Consider the following 10,249-nt stretch of genomic DNA (forward strand, 5'->3'; position numbering starts at 1 on the left):
GGGCCTCGCCTCGTGGCTCTCCTCGCCTGCGGCTCGTCGGGAGCCCCTCGGCTCGAACTGCCATTCCTGGGGGAGGCCTCGGAGGGGGCCGTCGAGGCCCCCTCCGATTGTCCTAGATGGTACAATTTAGCCAGAACCTCTGGAACCCTGGCGATCTATGTTCGACAGGCCCTACGACCCCGAATTCCTGAAGAGCATCTTCGAGCAGACGCAGGTGCTCAGGAAACCGCTCTCGGGGATCATCGCCGGCTACCACGTCCTCCCGTACGTCCTGGTCGGTCCCCAGGAGGAGAGGAGCCAGCGCTCCGTCGAGATCCGGGGGAAGATCCGCGTGTCGCCGCGCCTGGTCATCTCGCCGAGCCATCGCGGGCAGACCTACGGTGAGCTGTTCCACGACGACGACGTGATGGACCGCGCGCTCGTGGCCCGCGTGTTCAGCTTCCTCTACGCCTCGCGCCACCAGGTGCAGCTCGAGGGCGAGGAGCTCAGGATCGTCAAGAGCGACTGCGACCCCCAGGCGCAGCTCAACCGGGCCCTCGACGACCTGATGCGCCGGGAGATCATCAACACCGGCGTCATCTTCTGTCCGCGCGTCAAGTTCTACCCGGTCTCGATCGACCGGTTCCTCACCGAGATCCTCGACGAGGAATTCCGCGGCTAGCGCTGCTACACTCTCTGCCATGGCGGCGCCCCTGGACGGCATCCTGGTCGTGGACCTCTCCCAGAACGTGGCCGGCCCGTTCTGCACTCTGATCCTGGGGGATCTGGGCGCCGAGGTGATCAAGGTCGAGCGGCCCGAGCGGGGCGACGATGCCCGCGCCTGGGCGCCTCCGTTCTGGGGGGAGGAGAGCTCGGCCTTCATGAGCATGAACCGGAACAAGCGGAGCCTGGCCCTCGACCTGAAAGCGCCGGAGGGAGCCGAGATCCTGCGACGGCTCGTGGCCAGGGCCGATGTCTTCGTGCAGAGCCTGCGATCCGGCGTCGCCGAGGAGCTCGGGATCGGCTACGCCCAGCTCCGGCCCGTGAACCCGCGGCTCGTCTACTGCTCCGTCACCGCCTACGGCGAGCACGGCCCGCTGAGGGATCTCCCGGGTTATGACCCGCTGATGCAGGCCTACGCCGGGCTTATGTCGGTCAACGGCCATCCCGGACAGCCGCCGGCCCGCGTCGGGACCTCGATCGTCGACATGGGGACGGGCATGTGGGCCGCGCTCGGGATCGTCGCGGCGCTGCGCCAGCGCGAGCGCACCCGGCAGGGGAGTCACGTCGTCACCGCCCTTTTCGACACCACGCTGATGTGGGTGTCCTACCACATGATGGGCTACTTCGCCTCGGGCGAGGTGCCTCAGCCCCAGGGCTCGGGGACCCTCATGATCGCCCCGTATGAAGCGTTCCCCACGGCGGACGGTTATCTCATGATCGCGGCGGGGAGCGACGCCCTCTTCGCCCGCGCCTGCCAGGCCCTCGGGATCCCCGAGGCCGCCCGCGACCCGCGTTTCGCCGACAACCCGAGCCGGGTCAGGAACCGGAAGGCGCTCTTCGACCTGATCGCAGGGATCACCCAGCAGGAGACCTCGGGAGGGCTCCGGGAGCGCCTCAGGGCCGCCGGGGTGCCGTGCGCCCCGATCCTGAGCATCGACCAGGTTGCTGCCGAGCCCCAGACCGAGGCGAGCGGCATGCTCGTGAGCGCTCCCCACCCGCGCCTCTCCGACTACCGGAGCCTGGCGTTGCCGATCAGCTGGGACGGCATCCGCCCCGGCGTCAGGCGCGTCCCCCCGCTCCTGGGCGAGCACACCACCGAGGTGCTCAGGGAGCTCGGATTCAGCGCGGAGGAGATCGCGCGCCTCGATCAGCGGAAGGTGGTCCAGTCCCAATGACCGTCGAGCGAGACTACAAGACGCTCCGCGTCGCGAGGTCAGCGGACGGCTACGCGGTGACCGTCGAGCTTCACCGTCCCGAGGTCCTCAACGCCATGAACACCGCCATGGGCGAGGACCTCCTGGCCTGCTTCGAGGCGCTCTTCTGGGACAGGGCGATCCGCGCCGTGGTCCTCGCCAGCGCCGGCGAGAAGGCCTTCTGCGTCGGCGGAGACCTGAAGGAGCGCGAGGGGATGAGCGACGAGGCCTGGCGCGCGCAGCACGTGATCTTCGAGCAGGCCGCGTTCAGGATCCTCCGCTGCCCGGTACCGGTGATCGCCGCGGTGGAGGGGTTCGCCTTCGGCGGAGGCTGCGAACTGGCCGTCCTCTCGGACTTCGTCGTCGCCAGCGAGACCGCGGTGTTCGCGGTCCCCGAGGTCACGCGCGGGATCTTTCCCGGGATCGGCGGAACTCAGCTCCTCCCGCGGATCGTCGGCGCTCCGTTCGCCAAGGAGATGATCTTCACGGGCCGCCGGGTCTCGGCCCAGGAAGCGAAGGCCGTCGGCCTCGTGAATCATCTGGTGCCCGCGGGCCAGGCACGCACGAAGGCGCTCGAGGTCGCAGGCGTGATCGCCCAGAACGGCCCCGTGGCCGTCCGCCAGGCGAAGAAGGCGATCGCCTGGGGTGCCGAGACCGATCTGGAGACCGGAATGATCCTGGCGATTGAGGCCTATAACAACACTGTCGGTACCGAGGACCGGCTGGAGGGCGTGCGCGCCTTCAACGAGCGCCGGCCGCCTAAGTTCCAGGGGCGGTAGTTTGAGGGGCAAAAGTATGAGGTCGAAAGGGAAAAATCCTGACATCGTCTTTCGGAACGGGAAACCGGCTGCCGTTATCGTGGACATTGACAGGTACCAGGAAATGCTAGAACGCCTTGAGGACATAGAAGATCTCAAAGCACTCAAGCAGATGCGTAAAAAGCCCCTAACGTTCAGGCGGCTCCAGGATTTCCTCAAGGAGTGCACCCCGGGTGTATGAGGTCCTTCTGGAGCGGAGGGCGGAGCGAGACCTCAGCCGCCTCGTAGCTGACGAATTCCAACGGATCATCCGTGAGATAAAAGCATTGGCCGAGAATCCACGACCTGGCGGGTGTCGCAAACTTGTAGGGTCAACAAGCGACTGGCGCATCCGCGTTGGAGACCATCGAGTCATCTATGAGGTTGACGAGAGGCGAACGTGGTCAGGGTGATGCGCGTCAGACATCGGCACGAGGCCTACCGCTAAGAACTGCACGGGAAGGGGGCCAGGGAACCATGGCAGGTTTCACCTTGAGTCTGACCGACGAGCAGAAAGCCCTGAAGGCAGCGGTCTTCGACCTCTGCCAGAAGTACCCCGACGAGTACTGGCGCGATCTCGACGAGCGGCGCGAGTACCCGGAGGCGTTCGTCCAGGAGCTGACGAAGGCCGGCTATCTCGCGGCGCTGATCCCCCAGGAGTACGGCGGCGCCGGCCTGGGCGTGCTGGAGGCGGGGTTGATCCTCGAGGAAATCAACCGCTCCGGCGGCAACTCCGCGGCGTGCCACGCCCAGATGTACATCATGGGGACGCTCCTGCGGCACGGCTCGGAGGAGCAGAAGCAGCGCTACCTCCCCAAGATCGCGAGCGGCGAGCTGCGGCTCCAGGCCTTCGGCGTCACCGAGCCCAACACGGGATCGGACACGACCAGGCTCCAGACCACCGCGGTGCGCAAGGGTGATCGCTACATCGTCAACGGCCAGAAGATCTTCATCTCCCGGGTCCTCCAGTCGGACCTGATGCTGCTCCTGGCGCGCACGACGCCCCTGGAGCGGGTGAAGCGGAAGACCGAAGGGCTGTCGGTCTTCCTGGTGGACATCCGGAACGCCAAGGGGCTCGAGGTCCGCCCGCTCAGGACCATGCTGAACCACGCCACCAACCAGCTCTTCTTCGACAACCTCGAGGTCCCGGCCGAGAACCTGATCGGCAAGGAAGGCGAAGGCTTCCGCTACATCCTGGGCGGGATGAACGCCGAGCGGATCCTGATCGCCTCCGAGTCGATCGGCGACGGTCGCTGGTTCATCGAGCGGGCGGTCCGCTACGCGAACCAGCGCGTGGTCTTCGACCGGCCCATCGGCCAGAACCAGGGGGTCCAGTTCCCGATCGCCAAAGCCCACATGGCCGTGGAGGCAGCAGACCTGATGCGCCTCAAGGCCGCGGCCCTCTTCGACGCCGGCCAACCGTGCGGGGCTGAGGCCAACATGGCCAAGTACCTGTCCGCCGAGGCTGCCTGGGAGGCCGCCAACACCTGCCTCAACACCTACGGCGGCTACGGCTTCGCCGCCGAGTACGACGTGGAGCGCAAGTTCAGGGAGTGCCGGCTCATGACCATCGCCCCCGTCTCCAACAACCTGGTCCTCGCCCACGTCGCCCAGCACGTCCTGGGCTTGCCGCGCTCGTATTAGGGGGTCGTGCGGGTGCCAGTCAGAGCCCACGAGCTCCCCATCCACTTGGGGTAGCGTTATGGCGAAGTTAGTCCTACAAATATTCTTCCTCGTTGGTACCTATGCCTCATTGCTCAGTCTCATCCTGACCCTCCGCCCTGCTGAACACGCTCCATCGACCATTCAGACAATCCTGTTTCTTCTCGCCTCCGCGATTTTCCTATCCGCAGTGGTCTACGAAATTCAAGATTTCGTGAGGCACGGACCCCGACTCTTTACGGAACAACGGAAAATTAACGCCTTCATGTTCAAGTGGATCTCGCGCGCAGGCCGCGTTGCCATCTTCTCTCGCGATCTCAGTTGGGTCCAGGCTCATCCCCGAATCCAACAATTGCTAAGCGAGAAAGCCCGCCGGGACGAGTTGTGCATTTGCCTTCCAAGACGGATCCCTCTCACGGACGATCTTGGGCGAGAAGGTGCCCAAATTTGCACGTACCCCGAACTTGACTACACGCCTGAATCGCGGTTCACTATCGTCAATCGAGGACGTACGGGGGCCCGAGTGGCAGTCGGTCGTGCAGTCGGAGACAAGCACAGAATCGACAAGTTCTCTCATGGAGAACACCCGGCTTTCTCCGTTACCAATGATCTGATAGAAATACTTACTCGGCTCAACCGCTTAAGATCCGCTCCCAGGTGACTCTCCTATGAAACCTGCTGCCGGCAAAACCCAGAGTGATATTTGCCGAGAGTGGGATAGAATGGTCCGGATTCGCGCCAAACAGATATCCTCGGGAAAGGACCTCAGCTTCACTTTCGTGCTCGTTCCCTCTATTCTGTCGCTCGGTGCCGATTCCGACCTCACCACCGTCCTGGATGTCGGATGCGGGCCGGGATTCCTAACCGCAGAGGTTGCACGGCACGCCAAGCATGTCGTGGGAGTAGATATCAGCGGTGAAAGCATCCACTGCGCAAGACAGTATTGGGCTAACTTACCTAATGCCGAGTTTGTCCACACCAGTGTTGAGAACTATGCCCTCCAGCTCGGCCGCCCCGAGTTCACCCTCGTCGTGGCAAATATGACGCTGGTGACCGTTCTCGATCTCGACAACGTGATAAAGTCGGTCTCACGACTGGTACAGTCGGGTGGTCACTTCGTCTTCACGATCACTCATCCTTGGTTTTGGCCCTCGTACTGGGCTTATGCGCGCAAGAAATGGTTTAAGTATTCCCTCGAAATCCCAATCGAGGGAACATTCAAAATTTCGCTCGAAGAGTGTACTGGTCTTGTAACAACGCACGTTCACCGGTCCTTAGAACGGTACATTTCGGCTCTATCTAGCAGCGGGTTCTTGGCGGAAGAGATTCGCGAACCTTTCCCTAGTAAAGAAATCGAGGCCAAATACCCGCGCCGGTGGGAATATCCGAGATTCTTAGCGGTGCGTTGCGTGCGCAAGTAACTAAATTCCGCCAAGTATCGTCAGAAAAATGAAGCTGCCGAAGCGCGTGACGATCTGCGAGGTGGGGACCCGGGATGGGTTCCAGATCGAGCCTGACTTCATCCCCACCGAGCAGAAGATCGAGGTCGTGAACCGCCTCGCCGCCTGCGGCCTGCCGCGGATCGAGGTGACCTCCTTCGTCCACCCGAAGGCCGTCCCCCAGCTCAGGGACGCCGAGGAGGTGATGGCCCGGATCACGCGCCGGCCGGGCACGATCTACGCCGCCCTGGTGCCGAACGACAAGGGCGCTGCGCGCGCGGCCGACGCGGGCGTGGACGAGCTTCACACGGTCGTCTCGGCGTCGGAGAGCCACAACCTCGCCAACGTGAACATGACCGTCGCGGAGTCGCTCGAGAAGCTCAGGGCTGTCGCCGAGGTCGCGCGACGCGCCAGCATCCCTGTCGTCGCCGGAATCTCCACCTCCTTCGGCTGCCCGTTCGAGGGGGAGGTGCCGCTCGAGCGTCTCGAGTCGGTGGTCGCGCGCCTGGTGGAGCTGGGGGCGCGCGGAGTCACCCTCGCCGACACCACAGGCATGGCGAATCCGGCCCAGGTCGCCCGGACCTTCGAGCATCTGCTGCCACGCTTCGCCGGGGTCGAGTGGTCGCTCCACACCCACGACACGCGCGCCATGGCCATCCCCAATATCCTGGCGGCCATGGAGTGCGGGGTCACGAGCTTCGACGCCTCGATCGGCGGGCTCGGGGGCTGCCCCTTCGCGCCCGGCGCCTCGGGGAATGTCTGCACCGAAGACCTGATCCACTGCCTCCACGCCATGGGGGTGGAGAGCGGTATTGATCTCGACCGACTGATCGAGACGGCGAAGTACGTCGAGCAGGTGATCGGCCGGACGCTTCCCGGGCAGATCATGAAGGCCGGCAAGTGGGACCGGCGCTACCCGGTCCCCGACTCCGTCCACCGCCGCCTGACCTCGATCTAACTCAAGGCAGCCACCTGAGCCGATGACCTTCGCGCCGCCGCGCGAGGCCCTCGCCGCCCTTCCGACCCCGCTCCACGAGCTTCCCCGCCTGGGCGCCGCCCTGGGCGGTCCCCGCATCCTGATCAAGCGCGACGACCTTGCCGGCTTTGCCCTCGGAGGAAACAAGGTCCGCAAGCTGGAATACTTCCTGGCGGATGCTCGCGCCCGCGGCGCCGACACGCTGATCACCTGCGGTGGCGTCCAGTCGAACCACTGCCGCGTGACCGCTGCGGCCGCAGCCCGGGCCGGGATGAGCTGCCTCCTCGTCCTGAGCGGATCACGCCCGGAGAGGCTCACCGGCAACGCGCTGCTGGACCAGCTCTTCGGTGCCGAGCTGGTCTTCGTCGCCTCGCGGGCCGAGCGCGCGGCGCGAATGGAGGCCCTCGCCGGGGAGCTCGGGGCGAAGGGACGCCTGCCGTACGTGATCCCGCTCGGCGGCTCGACTCCTCTCGGCGCGTATGGCTACGTAGAAGCGGCGCGGGAATTCGCCGCGGAGTGCCGCGCCCTGGGCGTGTCGGTCTCGACGATCGTCCACGCCTCCTCGTCGGGGGGAACCCAGGCCGGGCTCGTCGTCGGCTGTCTGGCCGCGGGGCTCTCGACCCGGGTGATCGGGATCAGCGCCGACGAAACGCGCGAGGATCTCTCCCGGATGGTGGTCGATCTTGCTGTCCCGCTCGCCGAGCGCCTGGGGTTGCCGGCACTCGGAAAAGAAGCGATCGAGGTAGCCGACGAGTACGTGGGCGAGGGGTACGCGAGCCCGACCCCGGCCTCACGCGAAGCCACCCGGCTCTTCGCGCGCCACGAGGGGATCGTGCTGGACGGCACCTACAGCGCCAAGGCCGCCGCCGGGCTCATCGACCTGGTCCGTCGGGGACGCTGGAGCCGGAAGGACACGGTCTGCTTCTGGCACACGGGAGCCCAGGCCTCGCTCTCTGAAGCGCTCCCGGCATAAACCGCCGGGCAACCACGCCCAGGCCCCTTTCCCCTTGACAGGAAGGACCTGCGCTCCTAGCCTTGGGTTCACCAGGCCGCCCCGCATCGTGCGCCGGCCGTCCCTTCGGTACGAGCTGGGATCCGACAACGCGCTCCTGGTCGTCGGAGCAGCGACGCCGGTCATCAACCCGGCCTAGCAGGAGGTCAGCCATGGCACACTACCTGAGCCCCCGGGAATTGAAGCGAACCAGCCCAGCCGAGACCGCGTCCTTCAGATCCCCGATCCCGACCCAGATCGTCTCCAACGGCGAGTTCAACCCGCTCCCCCAGACCCGAGCCCAGCAGCGCGTGGAGGCGCGCATCAAAGAACTGGCGGACGGCCTTGGCCGCAGGCACGGTATGGACCGGCGGCAGTTCCTCGCCAGCGCCGCAGGCATGACCGCGGCGTTCCTGGCGATGAACGAGGTGTTCGGGCCCGTCTTCGAGGTGAACCCGGCGGAGGCGGCCGAGCCGGGCGCCGCCGAGGCCCGCGCCGGCGCCCTGGCCGGCCAGTTCATCTTCGACGCCCAGACACACTTCGTCCGGGACGACTTCCAGCACGGCGGAATTCTGGACCTGGCCAAGTACGCGAAGCAGCATTGGAACCCCGGGCTGGTCGGCGAGAACAGTCTGGCGCGCTACAAGTTCGAGAACTACATCAAGGAGGTCTTCGTGGACAGCGACACGAAGATCGCGCTCCTCTCCGGCGCGCCCTTCGACGACCCGAGCTGGAACCTGCTCACCAACGACCAGATCGTCGCCGCCCGAACGGCGATCAACCGGATCGCCGGCTCCCGCCGCATGCTCGCCCACGCGCTGTTCACACCGAAGAAGCCGGCCTGGATGGACGAGGTCGACCGGGCCATCACCCTGCTCAAGCCCGACAGCTGGAAGGGCTACACGATCGGCGATCCCCTGTTCCCCTCCAAGGTCGGCTCCTACTGGTGGCTGGACGACGACAAGCTCGTCTATCCGTTCTACGAGAAGATCGTCAAGGCCGGCATCACCACCGTCTGCATCCACAAGGGGATTCTGCCGGCCGACTACGAGAAGGCCTGGCCCGGGGTGTGGGAGTACGCCACGGTTCGGGACCTGGGCAAGGCGGCAAAGGACTGGCCACAGATCAACTTCGTCATCTACCACGCCGCGCTCCGGCCTTTCCTGGAGAAGCCGGATTCGGTGCTGGCCGAGTTCGAGCAGACCGGGCGCATCAAGTGGGCCACCGACCTGGCCGAGATCCCGGGCAAGCACGGCGTCAGCAACGTGTATGCCGAGATCGGGACCGCCTTCGCCAACTCGGCCGTGGCGAACCCGCGGTTCGCCGCCGCGCTCCTGGGAACCCTGATCCGGGGGCTGGGAGCTGATCACGTCGTATGGGGGACCGACTCGGTCTGGTACGGCTCGCCCCAGTGGCAGCTCGAGGCGCTGCGCCGGCTCGAGATCCCGGAAGACATGCAGAAAAAGCACGGCTTCGCCCCGCTCGGCGCCGCCGACGGCCTCGTGAAGACCGCCATCCTGGGCGCCAACTCGGCGCGCCTCTACAAGGCCCACATGCGGGCGGCGCTCGGGGCGATCACGCCGGATACCATCGCCGCGATCAAGGCCGAGTACCTCGCCGCCGGCGGCACGCGGAGCAACGCGCGTTACGGCTACGTGCACCGGGCCACGGCGTAGGGCAGGCACGGCGGAGCGGACCGGGTGCTGGAGGAATGACCAAGCGCGCGCAGGCCATGCTGGCCCAGATGGACCGGGCCACGGCGCGCTGGGTCCTCCCCATCATCGGACGGGAAAAGGGGCGCTTCGTCGCCCGGCTCATCGCCCGTGAGCGCCCCACGCGGGCGCTCGAGATCGGGTCGCTGATCGGTTACTCCACGATCCTGATCGCGGCAAGCCTTCCGCCGGGAGGGCGACTCGTCTCGATCGAGGTCAGCCCCTATCTCGCGCGGATCACCGAACGCAACGTGGAGGCGGCCGGGCTGGGCCCCCGACGCCAAAGGCGTGGGGAGGGCCGCGTGAGGGTGATCGCGGGCGACGCCCGCCGCGTGATCCCGCTCCTGCGGCAGCGCTTCGATTTCGTCCTGATCGATGCGGCGAAGCAAGAATACCTCGACTACCTACGGGCACTCGAGCCCCGGCTCAAGCGTGGCGCCCTCGTCATCGCCGACAACACCAAGATCTACCGCCGCGAACTCCGGCGCTACCTGAGCCGCGCCCGCACCAGCGGCCGCTACGCGAGCCGGGAGCAGGACTTCGGCAAGGACGCCATGGAGGTCAGCCGCTTCCTGGGGTAATCCCCGTCGAGCGCGCACGCGCTTCGCGGGTACCCGGCCCGCGCAACCAACTCGGGCCTCGCCACGTGGCTCGCCTCGCCAGCGGCTCGTCGGCAGCCCCTCGGCTCGAACCACCATTCCTGGGGGAGGCCTCGGAGGGGGCCCGGGTACCCGCGCCGAAGGCGCACCCACGGCACAGCCGTGGGTACCCGTCCCC

Annotated in this window: 10 protein-coding genes and 1 pseudogene; all 11 read left to right on the forward strand. The window is 66.2% G+C overall.

Annotated features, from left to right (window positions below; all coding sequences use genetic code 11):
- The first annotated feature begins 157 nt into the window (after nucleotides 1-157).
- The 11 genes and pseudogenes from HY726_05810 (at nucleotide 158) to HY726_05860 (ending at nucleotide 10,053) form a co-directional block, all read left to right on the forward strand.
- A complete protein-coding gene (locus tag HY726_05810; protein MBI4608504.1) occupies nucleotides 158-661 on the forward strand; it encodes a hypothetical protein in 504 nt (167 codons plus the stop codon).
- Between the two features lie 19 nt (nucleotides 662-680).
- Nucleotides 681-1,877 (forward strand): CoA transferase, encoded by a 1,197-nt coding sequence (locus tag HY726_05815; protein ID MBI4608505.1) that lies wholly within the window; start codon nucleotides 681-683, stop codon nucleotides 1,875-1,877.
- Nucleotides 1,874-2,674 (forward strand): enoyl-CoA hydratase/isomerase family protein, encoded by an 801-nt coding sequence (locus tag HY726_05820; GenBank protein MBI4608506.1) that lies wholly within the window; start codon nucleotides 1,874-1,876, stop codon nucleotides 2,672-2,674. Before HY726_05815 ends, HY726_05820 begins: the two co-directional genes overlap by 4 nt.
- 16 nt (nucleotides 2,675-2,690) lie before the next feature.
- Nucleotides 2,691-2,894, forward strand: a complete 204-nt coding sequence (locus HY726_05825; GenBank protein MBI4608507.1) for a type II toxin-antitoxin system Phd/YefM family antitoxin — start codon at nucleotides 2,691-2,693, stop codon at nucleotides 2,892-2,894.
- Nucleotides 2,887-3,140, forward strand: a pseudogene (locus HY726_05830) (type II toxin-antitoxin system RelE/ParE family toxin). Before HY726_05825 ends, HY726_05830 begins: the two are co-directional and overlap by 8 nt.
- A 29-nt stretch (nucleotides 3,141-3,169) precedes the next feature.
- Complete coding sequence (locus tag HY726_05835; protein MBI4608508.1) at nucleotides 3,170-4,336, forward strand: acyl-CoA/acyl-ACP dehydrogenase; 1,167 nt, start codon at nucleotides 3,170-3,172, stop codon at nucleotides 4,334-4,336.
- Between the two features lie 686 nt (nucleotides 4,337-5,022).
- Nucleotides 5,023-5,775: a class I SAM-dependent methyltransferase gene (locus HY726_05840; protein MBI4608509.1), complete on the forward strand. Its 753-nt coding sequence runs from the start codon at nucleotides 5,023-5,025 to the stop codon at nucleotides 5,773-5,775.
- Nucleotides 5,776-5,809: 34 nt separating this feature from the next.
- Nucleotides 5,810-6,751, forward strand: coding sequence for a hydroxymethylglutaryl-CoA lyase (locus HY726_05845; GenBank protein ID MBI4608510.1), 942 nt, complete (start codon nucleotides 5,810-5,812; stop codon nucleotides 6,749-6,751).
- Nucleotides 6,752-6,773: 22 nt separating this feature from the next.
- Nucleotides 6,774-7,742, forward strand: a complete 969-nt coding sequence (locus HY726_05850) for a D-cysteine desulfhydrase family protein (GenBank protein MBI4608511.1) — start codon at nucleotides 6,774-6,776, stop codon at nucleotides 7,740-7,742.
- Nucleotides 7,743-7,933: 191 nt separating this feature from the next.
- A complete protein-coding gene (locus tag HY726_05855) occupies nucleotides 7,934-9,436 on the forward strand; it encodes an amidohydrolase family protein (GenBank protein MBI4608512.1) in 1,503 nt (500 codons plus the stop codon).
- 35 nt (nucleotides 9,437-9,471) lie between these two features.
- Complete coding sequence (locus HY726_05860; GenBank protein ID MBI4608513.1) at nucleotides 9,472-10,053, forward strand: class I SAM-dependent methyltransferase; 582 nt, start codon at nucleotides 9,472-9,474, stop codon at nucleotides 10,051-10,053.
- The last annotated feature ends 196 nt before the right edge of the window (nucleotides 10,054-10,249 follow it).

This window comes from Candidatus Rokuibacteriota bacterium (assembly GCA_016209385.1).
Classification (GTDB): Bacteria; Methylomirabilota; Methylomirabilia; order Rokubacteriales; family CSP1-6; genus JACQWB01.